General features: G+C 40.4%; 13 protein-coding genes and 2 pseudogenes. 9 read left to right on the top strand and 6 right to left on the bottom strand.

Annotated features, from left to right (window positions below; genetic code table 11):
* Nucleotides 1-218 precede the first annotated feature (218 nt).
* Nucleotides 219-857, top strand: a complete 639-nt coding sequence (locus tag ACZ5A8_RS09610) for a MarC family protein (protein ID WP_322222492.1) — start codon at nt 219-221, stop codon at nt 855-857.
* Between the two features lie 141 nt (nt 858-998).
* On the opposite strand, the gene ACZ5A8_RS09605 is transcribed toward ACZ5A8_RS09610, so the two are convergent.
* The gene (locus tag ACZ5A8_RS09605) at nt 999-2,318 is read right to left on the bottom strand and encodes an AlbA family DNA-binding domain-containing protein (protein WP_464533589.1); all 1,320 of its coding nucleotides are present in this window, start codon (nt 2,316-2,318) and stop codon (nt 999-1,001) included.
* Nucleotides 2,319-2,918: 600 nt separating this feature from the next.
* Between ACZ5A8_RS09605 and ACZ5A8_RS09600 the strand changes: the two genes are divergently transcribed.
* Entirely contained in the window at nt 2,919-3,440 is a 522-nt protein-coding gene (locus tag ACZ5A8_RS09600; RefSeq protein ID WP_464533588.1) for a YIP1 family protein, read from the top strand.
* Nucleotides 3,441-3,465: 25 nt separating this feature from the next.
* Nucleotides 3,466-3,648 (top strand): hypothetical protein, encoded by a 183-nt coding sequence (locus ACZ5A8_RS09595; RefSeq protein ID WP_464533586.1) that lies wholly within the window; start codon nt 3,466-3,468, stop codon nt 3,646-3,648.
* Between the two features lie 183 nt (nt 3,649-3,831).
* On the opposite strand, the gene ACZ5A8_RS09590 is transcribed toward ACZ5A8_RS09595, so the two are convergent.
* The 4 genes from ACZ5A8_RS09590 to ACZ5A8_RS09575 all read right to left on the bottom strand — a co-directional run bounded on the left by ACZ5A8_RS09590 (nt 3,832) and on the right by ACZ5A8_RS09575 (nt 8,842).
* Complete coding sequence (locus tag ACZ5A8_RS09590) at nt 3,832-4,218, bottom strand: YIP1 family protein (protein WP_464533584.1); 387 nt, start codon at nt 4,216-4,218, stop codon at nt 3,832-3,834.
* A 972-nt stretch (nt 4,219-5,190) separates the two neighbouring features.
* Nucleotides 5,191-5,385 carry a hypothetical protein gene (locus ACZ5A8_RS09585; protein ID WP_322222829.1) on the bottom strand — a complete coding sequence of 65 codons (195 nt, stop codon included), beginning with the start codon at nt 5,383-5,385 and terminating at the stop codon, nt 5,191-5,193.
* A 223-nt stretch (nt 5,386-5,608) separates the two neighbouring features.
* Nucleotides 5,609-8,026, bottom strand: a complete 2,418-nt coding sequence (gene ppsA / locus ACZ5A8_RS09580) for a phosphoenolpyruvate synthase (RefSeq protein WP_464533582.1) — start codon at nt 8,024-8,026, stop codon at nt 5,609-5,611.
* Nucleotides 8,027-8,368: 342 nt separating this feature from the next.
* Nucleotides 8,369-8,842 (bottom strand): nucleoside deaminase, encoded by a 474-nt coding sequence (locus ACZ5A8_RS09575; RefSeq protein WP_464533581.1) that lies wholly within the window; start codon nt 8,840-8,842, stop codon nt 8,369-8,371.
* 186 nt (nt 8,843-9,028) lie between these two features.
* Here ACZ5A8_RS09575 and ACZ5A8_RS09570 point away from each other — a divergent pair, with 186 nt between their 5' ends.
* The 6 genes and pseudogenes from ACZ5A8_RS09570 to ACZ5A8_RS09545 all read left to right on the top strand — a co-directional run bounded on the left by ACZ5A8_RS09570 (nt 9,029) and on the right by ACZ5A8_RS09545 (nt 16,874).
* Nucleotides 9,029-9,307 (top strand): DUF5661 family protein, encoded by a 279-nt coding sequence (locus tag ACZ5A8_RS09570; RefSeq protein WP_464533580.1) that lies wholly within the window; start codon nt 9,029-9,031, stop codon nt 9,305-9,307.
* 985 nt (nt 9,308-10,292) lie between these two features.
* Nucleotides 10,293-12,593 carry a PAS domain S-box protein gene (locus tag ACZ5A8_RS09565; protein WP_464533579.1) on the top strand — a complete coding sequence of 767 codons (2,301 nt, stop codon included), beginning with the start codon at nt 10,293-10,295 and terminating at the stop codon, nt 12,591-12,593.
* A 241-nt stretch (nt 12,594-12,834) separates the two neighbouring features.
* A complete protein-coding gene (locus tag ACZ5A8_RS09560; protein WP_464533577.1) occupies nt 12,835-13,602 on the top strand; it encodes a GTPase in 768 nt (255 codons plus the stop codon).
* Nucleotides 13,603-13,637: 35 nt separating this feature from the next.
* Nucleotides 13,638-13,817, top strand: coding sequence for a hypothetical protein (locus tag ACZ5A8_RS09555; RefSeq protein WP_322222839.1), 180 nt, complete (start codon nt 13,638-13,640; stop codon nt 13,815-13,817).
* 313 nt (nt 13,818-14,130) lie between these two features.
* Nucleotides 14,131-15,558, top strand: a pseudogene (gene tnpC, locus ACZ5A8_RS09550) (IS66 family transposase).
* A gap of 269 nt (nt 15,559-15,827) precedes the next feature.
* Nucleotides 15,828-16,874, top strand: coding sequence for a DMT family transporter (locus tag ACZ5A8_RS09545; RefSeq protein ID WP_464533575.1), 1,047 nt, complete (start codon nt 15,828-15,830; stop codon nt 16,872-16,874).
* 502 nt (nt 16,875-17,376) lie between these two features.
* Here ACZ5A8_RS09545 and tnpC (ACZ5A8_RS09540) read toward each other — a convergent pair.
* Nucleotides 17,377-18,834: pseudogene (gene tnpC, locus ACZ5A8_RS09540) on the bottom strand (IS66 family transposase).
* Nucleotides 18,835-18,900: the final 66 nt, after the last annotated feature.

The raw sequence follows: 18,900 nt of genomic DNA, 5'->3' as shown, positions 1-18,900 counted from the left end.
AGTATCGTGAACTAAGACTTTCTAGGAAACTTTAAATTCAGGATGTCCAGATTCAGGATATTCAGTTACATAATTTAAATTTTATATTTCGACTTTAAGATAACCAAATACAAAAAATACAAATACAAAAAATCAACAAAATTCAAAAGGTAAATATTATAAGGATGACAAAATTATACGCAAAACCTGGAGATCTGTAAAAGGGCGGGAGAAAAAAAATGGTAAACGAAAACCTCGGGTTTTTCATCTATGTGTTCTCATCCATTTTTGTGGTTGTAAGCCCTATCAGCGGAGTTGTAACTTTTATCTCCCTGACAAGCAAGATGACACGCAAAGAAAAAAATGATGTAGCAAAAAAAGCAGTGGCGCTTGCGTGTATAATTGCCCTATCTTTTGCAATTACCGGAAGCATGATACTCAAGTTATTCAGCATCAGTGTAGACTCACTTAGGGTTGCCGGAGGACTCCTGCTTTTTAGTATTGCATTTGACATGATGCATGCAAAAGTCTCAAGGGAGAGCATTACTGAAGAAGAAATCAGTCAGTCCCAGGAACGTGAAGATATCTGGGTCTTTCCGATCGGCCTTCCGCTCCTTACAGGGCCGGGTACGATCAGCACAGTAATTGTCCTTATGGGGGTGGCAGACGGCGTTCAACAAAAAGCAATCGTTCTTATATCGATTATATCTACATTCATACTTTGTCTATTTATCTTCCTCTTTTCAAGGAGAATCCACAAGTTTATAGGGTATAACGGGATGCTTGTCTTTACAAGGCTGATGGGGCTTCTACTTGCGGCTCTTGCAGTGGACCTGACTGCTACGGGAATAATAAATATATTCGGGCGGGTAATTTGAAACCTTCAGGTTTGAGAGTTCAAAACTCTTAAACTAAACTATTACTCCGAGTTCTTGAACCTTCAAAATTCCAGCACATACCATGTAATCGGGCAGGATGGTCAGATAGGATAATCAGGTCAGATTATCAGGCAGAGTTGATCAACCCGGTTTTCCATTATATCGCCGGTTCACGTATTCTATCAGTTTACTGCCTGTGAGTCTTTCGCTTGATGGACCTATACGGATATAAAACTCTTCGTCATTCCGGTTCGGTTTGAGGAAAACAGCTTCGTCACTTTTTTTACAGTCGATTTCCAGGATATTTTTGCCGTTTACAGGCACAAGGGTATACTCTATCATGGAAGCGTAATTGAGGCCTATGTGCTGCTTTATGAGCTGTTTGAAATGCAGGAGGAACCTGTCCTCGTTCGGGAAACCATCATTTCTTATTCCCAGGACTTCCCCGCTGTTAGAGACGCCGACGAGAAGAATGCCGCCATCGGTGTTCAGGTAAGCAACAATTGTCTTCATGACGGTATGTTCTATATTCCAGTCAGGCTTTCCGGTAATAAGGTTCATCCGCAGTGTGGATTTGAACTCAAGTTTTTTGCTCTCCCCCCGCCGGATCAGCTCCAGAATGTAGTCGGAATCATTTGCAAGCTTCACTACCTCCCGGATAAGTTCGAGCTTCTTGCGGATATGGGTTATGCTCTTGGGATAGGTTGAAAGCCTGCACTCGAACACACCTAGCTGAGAAATAAGTTCTTTTGTGAGATTTTTGATTTTAAGGACCTCAAGCTGGACCTGCAGGTCAGGAAGATAGAGTTTGCTATGTGTAAGAGAATTGAGATCAACATTCGGAAGAGATGAAACTGCGGAAAAGAGGGGGACAGCTGTACCTGAAAGTACAGAAGCGCTCTCACCGGTTTCCTCGCACATGTTCTCAACCGAAGCCTTGCTTTCAAATGCGATTTCACCTGCCGTAAGGGAAGAGACTTCTGCGAATCCGGACCCTCCTGAAAAATGAGCGGATGAGGCTGTATCGTTTAGGGAATTTACCAAAGAGGGTACCGAAACCGGCGCTTCAGGTTCCCGGGTTTCGGGTCTCAGGATAAAGCCTCTCGCTTCCCAGGCCTTCCGGATTTTCAGGCCGAGAGGATTGTTGAAAAAGTCCGCAAGGTACTCAGAACTTACCTTATCGGGATCGAGAACAAGCTGGATGTAAACCCGAAAATCGCCTTCTCCGGGGAGAGAACTGGCTGCACTCAGTTCCTGGTAAAGAGGGAGATAAAGGGAATTTTCTTCTCCAGTAAAGCCGTACTCCAGGTCCGGGTCGGGAAAATTGACCTTTAACATAAGGTCCGAGAGATTTGTCGGCTTCAGGCCATACTGACTGCATAAAGAGTCTATTTCTTTTTCAACCATAGGGATCAAACAGAGAGGGTTTCTGGTATTAATGCTGCTTTCAGGTTTATGCAATTTTTGAGGTTAATGCTGCTTTCAGGTTTATGCAATTTTTGAGGTTAATGCTGCTTATTGAATTTAAAACTCATACACCTTTTTCTTTTCAGGTTATTCTGTTCAGGTTACTTAAAACTTAGTTTTTCGATTGGAATCCAGAAAAAAGAGGAAAGAGGTTAGGAAATAAAAAACAGAATAAGAAGATCGGACAGGAAAAACATTTGCAGCTGCAGGGTTGAAACTTATGGAGCCTGAGTTGCCAGTGAAGCATTCCGTTCGTTTCCTGGTCGTAACCTGTTTTGATTTTTTTTCGACAGGTTCTCTACAGGTTCAAGATTCTTCTCAGCGACCCTCTTTTTGAAAGGCGTTCCCCAGGAAATTTTATAAATTAATTTGGTTTTTTATATTCTATTATTACTATATTTTGAAAAATAAAATTATTTAAATTTTAAGTTTAATTTTTTTAATCTTTTATAGTTTTGTATATGCAACGTTTAAATAATTTTAGGATACTTTGTTATTAGATCAATTGGCCTAATAAAATCAATTGATGTTTTGTATTGCTTCCGATCTTAATGGAGGCAAATAACTGCTTTATAAAATAAGGTTGGTTGCCGAATGGGTTACATCGAGACATGGAAAAAGGTAGTTTTTAAACCTTCCAGCTTTTTCCGGGAAATGCCTGAAAAAGGTGGTTTTGCCGATCCCATTATGTTCACGATTATGAATGCGTTAATTGCTGGCGTACTTGCAGCCACGGTAGGCAGGGTGTTTGACCCTCGCATGAACGTAATATGGGAAGCCGGAAACGTTTCTTTTTTATTTTTCATGTCCTTTTTAGTGATCGGTATAGTCTTGTTGAATTTTGTCTTCGGGGCAATACTCCATGTTTTATTCAGGCTGGTCGGAGGAAAAGGCAGCTATCAGGGAACTTTCCGGCTGGTTGCCTACGCCGGAGCTCCCGGGATATTTGAAGCTGTGCCCCTTTTGCACTCAAGCCTTTATACCCCTTATTTGCAAATCGTAGGAGGGAGACACGTCCATAATATCAGTATGAAGAGGTCTGCGGTGGCCGTACTTCTTCCTATTGCAGCGATGACAATCGGACTGTTTCTACTGATATGGCCTGAAATTTCCTGATTTCTTAAACATCAAGGTGATATGTATGAATGCTAGCGCCAAACATTCTCTGATATACATAAGTATTTTTATAGCAGGTTTATTCGTCGTGGACTATTTGCTGGAAAGCTCCTCCTGGAATTACTGGATAGGGTTTACGTTAGGGGCAGTAGCCCAATCATTCAAGAGTTCCCTTGTTGAGCAGGAGAAACGGTTAGTTGAGAACTAATATAAGAGATCAATTTTTACTGTAGTCTCCTATTCTTAGCTAAAGGATCCAAAATCCAAAAAAGCGGGTTGAATTTCTTTAGCTCTGTTCCTGTTGAGTAACCCTACCTGAGAAGCTTCTCTTTTTTCTTACTCTTTCAGGCCCTTTCTCTGGATTTCTTTGGAGCCTGATGATTAAGTTTCCTCAAAATAAGCCCATCAATTCTAGTATGATAGTACCTTCAATTAATTGATAAATTCCTACAGTTATTGCAACAGCTGCCGACCTTCCCGTACTGAGATTATGAACAAACTGCCCTCCTCTTGTCCGCAGATACATCGTATACGGGATAATTATCAGGCTGAGAAGATCTATTGGGATGGCAGTAAATAAAACAAGGGCGCTTGAATAAGCCACAATTTGGAAAGTATTTTTGAAACTGGCTGTACCACCCACTGCTTTCCATAAAATATGAAAGATAACACTGGACACGAAAAGCATTAAAACAAGACCAAAGACGAAACCAGTGTAAATAGCAACAAAATGGCTCATTCCACCTATTTGAAAGATGAATACAGGAATTCCTAACATATGCCTGCAAAAATTAAAGGATCAAAATAACTCTCATTTTTGGGCATTTTTTTGAAAAATTCTGAGGGCTGAAGAATTACTTCTTTGAAAATAGTAAGGTATTCAATATTCGTGATCATAAATCCTACGGTCTAAAAGTATAACTTTTTTTGCTTCTGCCTTGTTTTGCATGCATCTTAAATCCTGCAATGTATCTTTTTCTTCAAAAGAACCTCTACCCATTTTTCAGCTTCTTTCACCATGACAATATTCTCTACGAAAGTTTTTTGTAGGCAAATATAAGAAATGTACCGAACCAGAGGAGCAGAACAACTCCAGAGCTCGCAAAAAAGATGGGAAAACTGTAGGAAAAAGTTTATTCAGACGACACGGATGCAACGAAGCGGCTTGAGAAAGTAACGAAAAAAATAGCCTGAATGAATTTTTCCCCATAAATTCATGAGAAGCTCCAGAGGAAGTTAGAAAAATCCTGATCTGAAACTTTTAATTTCAAAAAGCATAAACTATCAGGCTGTTCAAATAAAATCAAAATCTTGTGATCCCATTTCGGGCTCTTTCGGAATAATGCCAGCGCCGGTAAACACAGAATTGCCCGGAAGACAAAAGAGTAAGTCAAAAATAGACACCTGGCCTGAAATGTATATAGCGATTAGATCAGAGCCAGGTTTGCTTGAGATTTGTTTTAAGATTCACAGTTCAGATATCAACTATCTCTACATTATCTTCCGCCTGCAGGTACGTTGATATCCGTTTAGCCTTGAAAATCAGTTATTCGCTTAATATTGACTTAAATGTGGGCTATTTCCTGAACTGCATATTGAGCGGATGCATCGACAGATGTAACCGAAGATATAACTGAGGATGTGGATCCGCATTTTCTGCAGTAGTAAAAATTATTCGATCCAATTATCTGTTTTTTAAGGGGTGTGCCGCACCTGACACATTTTGAAGGGAAATCAAACATATCCAAACTCACTCCAGAATCATCAGTGGTTCAAGCCTTGCAGTTTCTTTTCTTGTCCAGTATCCGCACACAGTACAGTATTGAAAACCTCTGAAAAGATCGTTTTCGAGTTCGGAATGACATTCAGGACATCTTTTTAAAAAAAGCGTATGACCTGGCTCTTTTTTATCCCCTATAGTTTGTGTTCTGTTTATTTTCTCCATAATTAATTGCTTCCTTTAGATTTTTCACACTCAATATGTATATTTACTGCATTACATATATAGATTCTCCAGCAGTATGAGATTTTCGATGCAGGTATAGTTATATTCTGCAAACACGTACAGAGATTCATAGGCAGCCGCAGATAAACCGCAACTGCCAATTCCCGGTTGAAATTTGGCCAGCCTCATAAAAAGAGAGTTGACAAACCCCCAGGAAGTTATTTCAGCGCCTTCTGAGCTCTTTTTCAGTTTCGAGGACCTTAAGGGTGATTTTCATAACAGAGTCCGGATTAAGGGAAATTGAATCGATTCCCTCTCTTACCAGAAATTCTGCAATCTCAGGGAAATCACTTGGAGCCTGACCGCAGATCCCGCTGTGCCTTCCGTTACGTTTTGCCCCCTGCACTGCCATTGACATAATTTTCATGACTCCCGGATCTCGCTCATCGAATTCTGCGGCAAGCAGTTCGGAATCACGATCAACCCCGAGGGTCAGCTGAGTCAGATCATTTGAGCCTATGGAAAAGCCATCAAAGAATTCACTGAACTCATCGACAAGCAGGACGTTATTCGGAATTTCGCACATAACGTAGACTTGAAGCCCATTTTCTCCGCGCCTGAGTCCGTTTTGTTCCATCTCTACAATGACTTTCTTCGCTTCCTCAACGGTCCGGCAGAAGGGGATCATAAGAATGAGGTTTGTAAGTCCCATTTCCCCCCTGACCTTTTTCATAGCCCTGCACTCAAGGGCAAAGCCCTCCCTGTAACGCTCATCAAAGTAGCGGGAAGCCCCTCTGAACCCTATCATGGGATTATTTTCTTCCATTTCAAAATAGCTGCCCCCAACAAGGCTTGCATATTCATTGGTTTTGAAATCGCTCATCCTGACCACGACAGGTTTAGGGTAAAAAGCTGCAGCAATCATCCCGACGCCTCTGGCAAGCTGTTCGACAAAATAATCTTCCTTTTTCGCATACCCCCGTGTCAGTTTTTCGATCTCCCGGATCTCTCCCGGAGCTTTGACCTTTTCCGGGTGCACAAGCGCCATTGGATGAACTTTGATATAGCTTGTGATTATGAACTCGAGCCTTGCAAGCCCTATCCCGTCATTAGGGATCATGGAAAAAGCAAAAGCGCTGTCCGGGTTTCCAAGGTTCATCATAATCTCGGTTTCGGGGCGTTCAAGGTCTTTCAGGCTCAGGGTATCTTTATGGAAGGGGAGGATGCCTGCGTATACAAGCCCATCTTCTCCCTCGGCACAGCTCACAGTAATTTCCCTGCCTGTCTCAAGGACTTCAGTCGCATTTTCAGCTCCGACAACTGCAGGGATTCCGAGTTCCCGGCTGACAATAGCCGCATGACAGGTCCGACCTCCCTTGTTTGTGACAATTGCAGCCGCAGTTTTCATAACCGGCTCCCAGTCGGGTGTGGTTGTATCAGCAATCAGGATCTCACCGGGCCTGAAAGAGGGCAGGTCAGAGACATCAGGGATCACACGGGCTTTTCCTGAGGCGATCTTATCTCCAACGCTCCTGCCTTTTGCAAGGACTTCTGACTTCTCTTCAAGGACATAGGTTTCCAGAACATCCTTTTCTCTCTGGGACTGGACGGTTTCGGGCCTTGCCTGCACTATGAAGATTTCCCCTGTTATGCCGTCCTTTGCCCATTCGATGTCCATGGGCCTGGATTCCCTATACTTGTTAGAATAATGGTCTTCGATATCGATTGCATACCCGGCAAGTTTGAGCACTTCTTCATCATTGATACAGAAGCGCTGCCTGTCAGCCTCAGGGACCTCCACATTTCGCGTGAGTACTTTTGAGTCACCCCTGCCATAGATCATCTTGATTTCTTTGCTTCCGATCTTCTTCTGGATAATTGGTTTATACCCTGCTCGGAAAGCAGGCTTGAAGACATAGAACTCATCGGGGTTAACCTGCCCCTGCACGATATTCTCTCCAAGTCCGTATGCCCCGGTAATGAAAACGACATCTCTGAAACCTGTTTCCGTATCAAGAGTAAAAATCACGCCGCTTGAAGCCAGGTCAGACCTGACCATCTTCATAATACCTATGGAAAGGGCTACCTTGAAGTGGTCGAAACCGTTGGTTACGCGGTAGGAAATAGCCCTATCCGTAAAAAGAGAGGCGAAACAGCGTATACAGGCATCCCGGAGCCCAGGATAGCCACGGATATTGAGGTAAGTCTCCTGCTGCCCCGCAAAGGAAGCAGTTGGCAGGTCCTCAGCCGTTGCCGAGCTCCTTACAGCTACGTCCGTATCCTCTCCGTACTGCTCGCAGAGGCGGTCATAAGCATCTTTAATCTCCTCCCACAGGTCGTCAGGAATTCCCGCACCAAGAATCAGGTCTCTTGCAGCCTTTCCCCTCTTTGAAAGCTCGGATACATCCGAAGTATCAAGCCCTTCCATTGTTTTTTTAAGCTTTTCCAGAATCCCCCCTTCCTTCAGCATGTGCCAGTAAGCATCAGAAGTAACTGAAAAGCCGTTAGGGATTTTCACCCCTTTTGAAGTGAGTTCCCTGTACATCTCCCCTATGGAAGCATTCTTCCCGCCAACCAGCGGGACATCCTCGATCGTAGTCTCTTCAAACCAGCGGATGTATTTGTTTTTATCTCCAGGCATATTCCCCGAAACCCCTCATAAGATTTTGTCTGAACTAAATAAGTACTGCAACACATTTAAAGTTTAATGCTGTTGTGAGAAAGTTATCCAGAAGCGCATAAGATATGTACCAAAACAGAAACTTTCCCAAATTAAATTTAATACCCCATTTAATAGTTACGTTCTAATGAAAGAAATGAGTTTGCCTACTTATAAAAAATTAAGATAAAGCCCCCATACGAAATGAAAAACAAGAGAAAATAGGGTTCAAATGAGGTTTTATCCATAAGGCTTTTTATATCGAGTAAATTTTCGTATTGATCTAAAAAGAGAAGTTAAGCCCGTTTTTATGTTCAGACAGGCTCAGTATTCCACCTTATTCTCAGATTCTTCCCATGCTCTGAAAGCTTCAAGGGCTTCTTCCCGCAGAAGCTGTTTGAACTCGATTTTTCGTTCCTGAAGAGGGCGTGAAATTTCCTCATATATGAAGGAATCATCAAAGCCGATATTTTCAGCATCAGACCTTGTGTTGGCAAAGAAAACTTTATCTATCCTTGCCCAGTAGATGGCCCCAAAGCACATAGGACAGGGCTCGCAGGAAATATAGATATTACATCCGCTAAGATCAAAGGTATTCAGTTTCCGGGCTGCCTGTCTTATAGCACCTATTTCGGCATGGGCAGTCGGATCATTAAGTACGGTAACCTGGTTGCAGCTTTCCGAAACTATGTCCCCATTTTTCGTTATCACGGCACCAAAAGGCCCTCCCCCTCTTTTTATACTTTCTAAGGAAAGTTCAATGGTGCGTCTTATAAACAAAGAGTCTTTTTCTGACATGTGTCGCTCTCTGATTTATGTATTCATCTAGATGATAAATATAATGGCAGGATGTATCCTTTAATGACAGGAAATGCCTTTTTACTAAGAATAAAACCCTCCTGTGAAAGGAAAAATAAAAAAAGAGACATTTTTCAGGACAAACCTTAAGTACAAAAACATATCAAACCATTAACTGGAGTGATAATGTTGACAACCAAAAGTTTTACCGCTGAAGAAGCAAAAGCAGTCGGGGAAAAACTGGGACTAACCTGGGATAAATTCGATGTTGACCAGTTCCGCAGAGGCATGGACGTGGAGCTTGAACACGGGACAAGAGACCCCGCTACAAACGTTACAAACGACGACCCCATAATGACAGGAAAGATTACCCTGGCTCATCTTAATGAATTTCCGGACTATTATGACAGGCTGGAAGAAATGGAAGAGGAAGCTGAGGAATACTGGGAAAAAACTGAAAACTGAACTTAAAAAACAGAATCTCATTTTTTAATTTTCATTTCAATTTTCGCTTCCCGAGTTTCGCTTCCCGAGTTTCGCTTCCCGAGTTTCGCTTCGGGAGCACAGGAAATCGGAGATTTTCTGGGAGTTGCATTGCAAGTGCAACAGCACGAGGTCCTCTTCGCCCCGAATTGCGCCTCGCCCGAATTATGCCTCGCCAGAATTGCTCCTCAGGAGTACGCGGTCCTTTTCGCTACGCTTCTCTTCGCTCAAGAGAACTAAATTATAAGTGTAACAATAATCTGAGCTCAAGTAGAAAGATTAAAAATACCAATAGATGGCGGAGACGCTTGTATTTATCGGAATCGAAAGACGGGTCCGAGGGATAGGAAAAGTATTCTTTCGGTCTGAGGATATTCTTCCGTGTTTTGTCTCTCATAATTGTGAGGTTGGTTTGCCGATTATTTGTGATCTGGCTGACGACCGGTCTAAGACCAGTGCGGCGCGGGGAGAGAACTAAAAGATTTCCTGCGGGACCCCGGCCATGCATCAACCAATTGGTAAGGAACCACCCATTTTTTGAATTCACCTTGGATTCCTTTTAATCTCGAAATTTTTACCCATTTTAACTTAATCCAGCCTTCAGTCTCAATAAGGCCTATCTCAGGCAAACAGTCTTAAATAAATTTTACTAAAGAAGAGAATAAGATATGAAACCATCACACTACAGAAAAAAATATTATAATTAGTTTGCATTGACTTTCCTGACTGATTCCGGAAAGATAGTTCATGAAACCTTGAGAACGCGCAATAGGAATAAATGAATTTAGAGTTTATAACATATGATTATTCACTTAAGAAAAATAGAAGGGGTAAAAAAACCCGATGAAAATAGGTTCTCACTGAAAACTCCTTAATTTTTTTCAGGAAAAGAAATTATATAAGTTAAAGATCATACATATAGTAAATCTATATAAGATTTTCTCATTAGTTGCAAAAACCATGAAAAATGGTATTCAAGATGATCGAATTGTACGCTTCCGATAAACCAAAAGTTCTCATAATTGATGACGAGAGAGATCAGGTAGAACTACTATGTTTACAGCTCGAGGATGAGTATATTCCGATTCCTGCATATACCGGAAAAGAAGCCATTGAACTGGTGAAAACTAAGCTCCCTGATTTAATTTTATTAGACCTGATGCTGCCTGAATGCGACGGGTATGAAATATGCAGCATACTCAAAAGTAATCCAGGCTCCAGGTTCATACCTATAATCATAATTTCCGGATTTTTTGAGAAGCCGAACAAAATAAAAGCAACTCAATGCGGAGCTGATGATTTTATTCACAAACCGATAGATAGGTTTGAGCTTAAGACAAGGATAAAATCTCTAATCAGGATAAAAAAGAATTACGAAGCTCTGCATGAAAGCGAGAATCGGTATAAACAGCTTTTTAATAACAGTCCGGCTGTCACACTTCTCGTAGATCCGCTCAATTACCATATTGTCGATGCAAACGAACCTGCATGTACTTACTACGGGTACACTTATGAAGAGATGACTACAAAAAAAATCACTGATATTGATACGTTTTCTCAGGAAAGGAATAGAGAAATCAGTAAGCAGGTTTTTTCCGAAAAGAAAGGCCATTTCTATTCCTGCCATAAACTTGCCAGTGGAGAAATAAGGCATGTAGAGATGTATATTAATACAATTAATATCAGAGGTCAGGAACTTCTTTTTACAAACATCTATGATGCTACTGCCAGCAAGAAGACAGAAAGGAAACTTGCAGAATCGGAAGAAAAATTCAAACAGATAGTAGAACTTTCAATTGATGGCATAGTCATAGGAGCAAGTAGTGGAAAGATTGTTGACTGTAATAGGGCAGCCTGCAAAATTTTCGGGTACGATAAAGAAGAAATGCTGGGTCTGAAAATAGTTGATCTCCTTCATGAGGGCTTCAGAAGTAACTTCCCAGATAAAACACTCAATAAAGAAATAATAGAAGGCAAAAACGTAGAGATAATAAACAAAAGAAAGGACGGTACGCTCTTTACAGCTGAAACTGCAACCAGAACATTCAAACTGGGAGATAAAGAAAGGCTGATAGTGTATGTCCGGGATGTTACAGAGCGCAAAAGAGCTGAAGAGGCATTGAAATCAAGTGAACAGAATTTCCGCACTCTTGTTAACAATACTCTCGATGGACTACTTATACTTGATTTTGAAGGCAGGATTCTGGCTGCAAACGCTGCCGTTGGAAAAATGTTTGATCTGGAGCTCGAAGAAGTAACAGGTATGAGCATTGCAAAATACCTCGCTCCTGAGTCAGTTTCCATTGCAATTCAAGACCAGATAAATGTCCTCAATGACAGGGGAGGCTACCTCAGTGTTTACAAAGCAGTTTCTTCCAGAGGAGAGCCGTTATGGATTGAAGGTCTTGGTACTAAAATAATTTACCAGAATCAGCCGGCAAATATTGTGGTTATAAGGGATATAACCGTTAGAAAAAAAGCAGAAGAGGCTTTAATAAATGCAAAAACAGCTGCAGAAACCGCAAACCGGACAAAAAGCGAGTTTTTAACCAACATGAGTCACGAACTGAAAACCCCTTTAAACTCCATAATAGGGTTTTCGGACCTGCTAAAAGAAGGAATTGCAGGGTCCCTGAATGAAAAGCAATCCAGATATGTTCAGTTTATTTCGTCAAGCGGAAAAAACCTACTCGAGATTATCAATGACATACTCGATTTATCAAAAGCAGAAGCTGGAAATGAAGATCTCAACATCGAAGAATTTTCTATCAATGAATCTATCAATAAAGTTATCGCAATAATTCTCCCACGAGCCCAGGAGAAGAATATTAAATTAAATTACAATTCAGAAAATAGAACATTATGGATCGCTGCTGATGAAAGTAAGTTTCAACAGATCATGGGCAACTTATTAAGTAATGCTCTAAAGTTCACACCTGCAGATGGCTCAATTAATGTAACCTTAAAACAGGAAAGAAATCGCGTAATTATTACGGTAAAAGATACGGGAATAGGAATCGCTGAAGATAGCCTTGAGAAAATTTTTAAGCCATTTATCCAGGTAGATTCTTCTTTAAGCCGGACTTTCGAAGGTACGGGACTGGGGCTAACCCTTGTAAAAAAGTATGTTGAAATGCATGGCGGCAACATATATGTTGAAAGCAAAATCGGAGGAGGTTCGTCTTTTAGATTTGAACTGCCAGTAACCCGACAGAGAACAGGTGAACCCGTTCTGAAAGTACTGGAGAAACAAAAAGTCGATAGCTGAAACTCTGTAGCTGAAAAATATCATCTGAGGAATCATTAGCTAAAAAATATCAGTTGAGGTATTATTAGCTGAGAAATTATTGTATGAATTTTGTCGAGTGTATCGGTTACCAACTGACTGCTCTTTTTGTTATTCTGTATTATTCGTCTCTGAGGCACAGGTTATGGAAACAAAGTTTCCTGTGTGAAGTGTCCTGATTTGAAGATATCCTTATATCCTTACCCCATCATAGCACAGCTCAATGGCAAGCTACAAAGTTCTGGTAAGGGATGTTATAAAAAAAGCTGATGTCCTTCTTGAGGTCATAGACGCCCGGTTTCCGGAAGAGACCCGAAACAGTGAGGTTGAAAAGGATATTATTCGTTTAAAGAAGCCGTTCATAATAGTCATTAATAAGTGCGACCTCGTATCAAAAGAGAAACTTGAGAAAACCAAATCCATCCTCTCCAAAATTGCCCCTACGATTTTTATATCCAGCAAGGACAGGTCCGGAACAACCATGTTAAGGCACCAGATACTTGCATCTGCCTGCTATATAAAAGATCGTGATATCCTTGTCGGCACCCTTGGCTATCCCAATGTAGGCAAGTCCTCCGTAATCAATGGCGTTACTGGCAGACACAGGGCGGGCACCTCTCCCATATCCGGCCACACAAAAGGAGTGCAGCACGTGGGCGCAGGTTCGCGTATCATGTTTATTGATACACCGGGGGTCATCCCTTTCGATGAAAACGATGAATATGTTCAGGGCTTGCTCGGGATAAAGGATGTAACTCACCTGCGGGATCCACTTGGTGTTGCCCTTAAGATAATAGAAAAACTGCTCGCCGAAAACAAAACTTCCATAGAGTTATTTTACAATATCACAATCGAAGATCAGAAATCTTACCCAGTAATTGAACTGATAGGCAAACAGTGCAATTTCTTGCAAAAGAAAGGCGAGATAGATGAAATGAGAACAGCTACCAAAATAATCAATGACTGGCAAAACGGGCTGCTCCTGATATAAAAAAATTGAGAAATCTCAGGGTTCAGGAATAAAATATGGACAAGATCCGGGTTACGGTTTTCCCGGATAAAAAGGAAAAATTATTCAAGTTTCAAAAAGAAATTAACATAAAAAAGGATAAGGAACGAAAAGAATGGCCGAAAGTCTGGAGCGAAAATCTGAAAAACACGAAAAACCGGAAGAAAACAAAAAACCAGAAAAAGAAAGGATATTGAGGAACAAACTAATTCTGGTTACCTCAAAACTTTTGATCATAGTTTTAGCGATCCTGTTAGCTATACTCTCCCAGAAGTAAAGCAGAATGCGGCAAACAGAGCATGTTTATCCAGTCAGCTTACTTTTTTCTTTGACCAGACAGGAGGCTCTACAATAGTACCCGACTCTGGATTTTCCCGGCCGTCATAACAGATAAAGATAATAAGTTACGTACTACATTTCCTATGGTAACTATTCAGGTATCTTGTTAAGGTTACACAATTTTTCCTCGAAACGAGGAAAAATTGGATATAAAATGAATCATTTTTCTCCTTGATGAAACGTGAAGAGATCCTTGCTCTGTGTGCTTCAAATCCTGAAGTTATTGCTTACATTTTGAGTCTTGAATCTCAGATTAAAGAACTTACTGAAAGATTGATAGTCTTAGAAGCTCGGTTAAATCAAAACAGCAGAAACAGCAGTAAACCTCCTTCTACTGATTTTGTTAAAGAGAAACCTAATCCCAGGAGTCGCCGTGAAAAGAGTGACAGGAAACCCGGAGGTCAAGAAGGTCATCCAGGCACAACTCTTGATATGGTTAATGATCCTGATTAGGTAATTGAACATTTTTTGACCTGCTGCGAAGATTGTGGACATACTCTCGAGAATGTTAAAGTTGAAACTTATGAGAGAAGACAGATTTTTGACATTCCTCCTGTAAATCTAATTGTTACAGAACATCGAAGTCAAATAAAGAGCTGCCCCCACTGCAGAAAATTGAATAAAGCTGTTTTTCCAGAATCAGTAAAGTATCCAGTCCAGTATGGTCCTAATATCTTAGCTTCAGCTGTTTACTGTAAAAACTACCAGTTTATACCTTATGAAAGGATTTGTGAGTTTTTTAATGACGTTATGGGGATAAAAATCTGTCCTGCTACTATAATTAAAGCAGAAAGAGAATGTTTCCAGAATTTAGAGGAATTTGAGAACGTTATTAGAGAGAAGTTACTAGCTTCTCCTGTTATCCATTGTGATGAAACTGGGATGAAAATTGAAGGAAAAAGACATTGGCTTCATGTAGCTTCTAATGACAAATACACCTGTTATTTTGCTCACTCAAAAAGGGGATCAGAAGCAATAAATGATATGGGAATTCTTCCAGAATTTAAAGGAATAGCAGTTCATGATGGATGGAAACCCTATAACGGTTATGAATGTGATCATGCTCTTTGCAACGCTCATCTCCAGAGAGAACTTACTGGAATTGAGGATAACTATAAACAGCATTGGGCTAAAGAGATGAATGAACTGTTAACAGAAATGAAAAAATATACTGATGAGTGTAGAGAGCAAGTCAAATATCTGGATTTTGAGCAAATTAAAGCATTGGAAGAAAGGTTCAATGCTATCATCATTAAAGGGATTGAAGAAAATCCACCTTCTCAAAATCCTGAGAAACAGGGAAAACGTGGTAAAAACCCAAAAACCAAAGCAAGGAACTTACTTGACAGGTTTATAGGAAACAAAGAACAGATCCTGAGATTCCTCACTGATTTGGGAGTTCCATTTGAGAATAACCAGGCAGAAAGAGACATCAGAATGATGAAATTACAGCAGAAAATATCAGGAACTTTCAGAACCATACAAGGAGCGCAAGCTTTCTGCAGAATTAGAGCTTACATTTCTACAATTAAAAAGAATGGTTTCAATGTTATAGATGCTATTCTTGCGGCGCTCAACAGAGCGCCGCTATTATCCTGAGAATTACAGCATTTTGCTGAAAAAATATACTTTTTTTATCAGTGGCTGAATAGTTACATTATTATTATTATTATTATTATTATTATTATTATTATTATTATTATTATTATTATTATTATTATAATTCTTTTTTTGTTTTGACAGTATTTAACGACATCGAACATTGTTCATTTCATTCAAATTATTTCTAAAATTGTCAGCCTGGTTCTTAAGTTTTTCAGGACGCTCGGGAAAGGCTTATTTAAATAGGGCTCTTATTTGATGAAGTCATGGAGCCCAAGTATTTAAAAGCAAATGCTCAGGTTATTGCCGCATCCGTCATCTACGGGTTTGCAGGAATCTTTTTCCTATATATTAAAAACATGGCTCCGGGTCCTGTTGTTTTTTGCCAGCTCCTCTTCGGTTTTCTGGTTCTTGCCGCTTACCTTGCAGCTGCCGGAAAACTCTCAGGGATACGGCTTCGAGGAAAAAGAACAGCCCTGCTGCTTCTCGGAGCCTGGCATGCCGGAGTCATGCTTTCTTATTATACGGCTGTGAGTTTTACGAATGTTTCTATGTCAGTGCTCCTGCTTTATACTGCCCCTCTTTATGTCCTGTTAGTTGCCCCTGTTATCCTCAAAGAAAAAATAAGCACCCGAAACCTTGCTGCTCTCACACTTTCCCTTATAGGGGTGGTGATGGTTGTGGGTCATGAGAATCTCGTTCCCGGCACGGCAGAAGCTGGCTCGGGGTATTTATTCGGGGTACTGATGGGGCTTTTTTCGGGTTTTTTCTATGCCTGCATAATTATGACCTCGCGCTATCTCAGGGATGAATACTCAGGCCTGGAACAGCTTTTCCTTTCAACAGGCGTGACCCTTGTGATCCTCCTTCCCTTTATGCTGCAGATATCTCCCGCAGCCCTGCTTGAGAACCTGCCTGCCCTTCTCTTCCTCGGGTTAATGATAACCTCTATAGGTTCTATTCTCTATTTCACAGGACTTGAACAGGTAAAAGCTCAGAATGCGAGTATTGTCTCCCTCCTTGAACCTGTAAGTGCGATCTTTTTTGCTTATTTGATCTTAAACGACCCTGTATCCGGGAGCACATTGATCGGCTGCATTCTTATTCTTGCAAGCTCTCTCCTTATGAGCCTGGAAGAAGAGAGTAAGATAGAAAATGAAACTAAAAATGAAAGTGAAAACAAAGCTGAGAATGAAATTCTCCTGAAAGCAAAAACAGTCGGAGTGCTGACTGTCGGTGTGCCAGTAGCCGGAGTACCAGAATATCAGGTAGACATGAGAAAACAGGAAAGAATAACAGGTAAAAATGACTAAGAGCACTTTTAATAAACTAAAATAAAAAAATAACCAGTAAAAAGGTAAATTTCTGCTTCTTTCTATAGACCTTCAGATAAGCTGGTGGAGGCGTCCTGTAAACTACATAAAAAAACGGTTTTTTAGGGTCAAGACAGGCTTTTCCTCAAATCAAACGGAGGATTTCTCCGGAATTTTTCCATATTACTCTTTTTTCTGGCAGCATCATAAGTTTGACAGTTGTTTATTCATATCCAACTGGCGCTGATTTAAGGCACATGCGCATGGTGAAACACTATGAAGACGCCATTTCCGGGTATTCGAGAATAATATCAACCGATTAAAAAGGGGATCGCAGCAGGATATGAGTAAAACTTTTTCTATCCTGATATGGCCTGTTAAAAGTAAAATTCAAAAGACAGGTAGCGTCGGCAGATCGGCGATGCGGAAAGATCCATTTGGAAAGCAGTAGCCATAGTTAAAAATAGAGATAATAGCCATAGTTAAAAATAGAGGTAACTACTCAGGGTATAGTTAGCGGTGCTCCGCTGAGCGCCGCGAGAATACCTTCTATAACAGGTAAATCGTTCTTTTTAATGGTCGAAATATAAGCTCTAATTCTGCAGAAAGCTTCCGCTCCTTGTATAGTTCTGAAAGTTCCTGATATTTTCTGCTGTAATTTCATCATCCTTATGTCTCTTTCTGCCTGGTTATTTTCAAATGGAACTCTCAAATCATTGAGGAATCTCAGGATCTGTTCTTTGTTTTCTATAAACCTGTCAAGTAGGTTCCTTGCTTTTGTTTTTGGATTTTTACCACGTTTTCCATGTTTTTCAGGGTTTAGAGAAGGTGGATTTTCTTCAATCCCTTTCATGACGATAGCATTGAACCTCTCTTCCAACGCTTTAATTTGTTCAAAATCCAGATCTTTGACTTGCTCTTTGCATTCATCAGTATACTTTTTCATTTCTGTTAACAGTTCATTCATCTCTTTAGCCCATTGCTGTTTATAGTTCTCCTCAATTCCAGTAAGTTCTCTCTGGAGATGAGCGTTGCAAAGAGCATGATCACATTCATAACTGTTATAGGGTTTCCATCCGTCATGAACTGCTATTCCTTTAAACTCTGGAAGAATTCCCATGGCATTAATTGCTTTTGATCCTCTTTTTGAGTGAGCAAAATAACAGGTGTATTTGTCATTAGAAGCTACATGAAGCCAATGCCTTTTTCCTTCAATTTTCATCCCAGTTTCATCACAATGGATAACAGGAGAAGTTATTAACTTCTCCTTACTCATATTTTCAAACTCCTCTAAATTCCGGAAGCATTCTTTTTCTGCTCTGATTATCGTAGCAGAACAGATTTTTATCCCCATAACGTCATCAAAAAACTCTAAAATCCTTTTATAGGGAATAAACTGGTAGTTTTTACAGTAAATTGCTGAAGCTAAAATATTAGGACCATACTGGACGGGATATTTCACAGATTCTGGAAAAGAAGCTTTATTTGATTTTCCACAGTGAGTACAGGTCTTAATCTGACTTCGATGTTCCGTAACAATTAGATTTACAGGAGGAATATCAAAAATTTGTCTTCTCTCATAAGCTTCAACTTCAACATCCTCAAGAGTATGTCCACATTCTTTGCAGCAGGTCAAAGAATGTTCAATTACCTAATCAGGATCATTAACCATATCAAGAGTTGTGCCTGGATGACCTTCTTGACCTCCAGGTTTCTTCCCACTCTTTTTCCGGAGACTCTTGGGATTAGGTTTTTCTTTGACTAAAAAGTCAGTAGAAGGAGGTTTACTGCTGTTTCTGCTATTTTGATTTAAGCGAGATTCTAAAATCCTTACACGTTCTTCTAGTTCAGCAATTCGAATAGCTTGTTCTTCTATGATAGTTTCAAGTCTCTGGATTACAGAAATTACAGCTTCAGGACCAGCTTCATAGATAACGAGGATCTCTTCACGTGTAAGCATAATAACGAAACAAAATAGGATTTAATTTATATGCAATTTTTCCTCGAAAAGAGGAAAAATTGTAGC

Source organism: Methanosarcina subterranea (assembly GCF_055385895.1).
Note: the sequence above shows the minus strand (reverse complement) of the source record. Positions and strands in the feature narration are given on the sequence as shown.

Coding starts and splice junctions, on each gene's coding strand:
- ACZ5A8_RS09610 (WP_322222492.1), top strand. CDS start 219: ATGGTAAACGAAAACCTCGGGTTTTTCATCTATGTGTTCTCATCCATT.
- ACZ5A8_RS09600 (WP_464533588.1), top strand. CDS start 2,919: ATGGGTTACATCGAGACATGGAAAAAGGTAGTTTTTAAACCTTCCAGC.
- ACZ5A8_RS09595 (WP_464533586.1), top strand. CDS start 3,466: ATGAATGCTAGCGCCAAACATTCTCTGATATACATAAGTATTTTTATA.
- ACZ5A8_RS09590 (WP_464533584.1), bottom strand. CDS start 4,218: ATGTTAGGAATTCCTGTATTCATCTTTCAAATAGGTGGAATGAGCCAT.
- ACZ5A8_RS09585 (WP_322222829.1), bottom strand. CDS start 5,385: ATGGAGAAAATAAACAGAACACAAACTATAGGGGATAAAAAAGAGCCA.
- ppsA (WP_464533582.1), bottom strand. CDS start 8,026: ATGCCTGGAGATAAAAACAAATACATCCGCTGGTTTGAAGAGACTACG.
- ACZ5A8_RS09575 (WP_464533581.1), bottom strand. CDS start 8,842: ATGTCAGAAAAAGACTCTTTGTTTATAAGACGCACCATTGAACTTTCC.
- ACZ5A8_RS09570 (WP_464533580.1), top strand. CDS start 9,029: ATGTTGACAACCAAAAGTTTTACCGCTGAAGAAGCAAAAGCAGTCGGG.
- ACZ5A8_RS09565 (WP_464533579.1), top strand. CDS start 10,293: ATGGTATTCAAGATGATCGAATTGTACGCTTCCGATAAACCAAAAGTT.
- ACZ5A8_RS09560 (WP_464533577.1), top strand. CDS start 12,835: ATGGCAAGCTACAAAGTTCTGGTAAGGGATGTTATAAAAAAAGCTGAT.
- ACZ5A8_RS09555 (WP_322222839.1), top strand. CDS start 13,638: ATGGACAAGATCCGGGTTACGGTTTTCCCGGATAAAAAGGAAAAATTA.
- ACZ5A8_RS09545 (WP_464533575.1), top strand. CDS start 15,828: ATGGAGCCCAAGTATTTAAAAGCAAATGCTCAGGTTATTGCCGCATCC.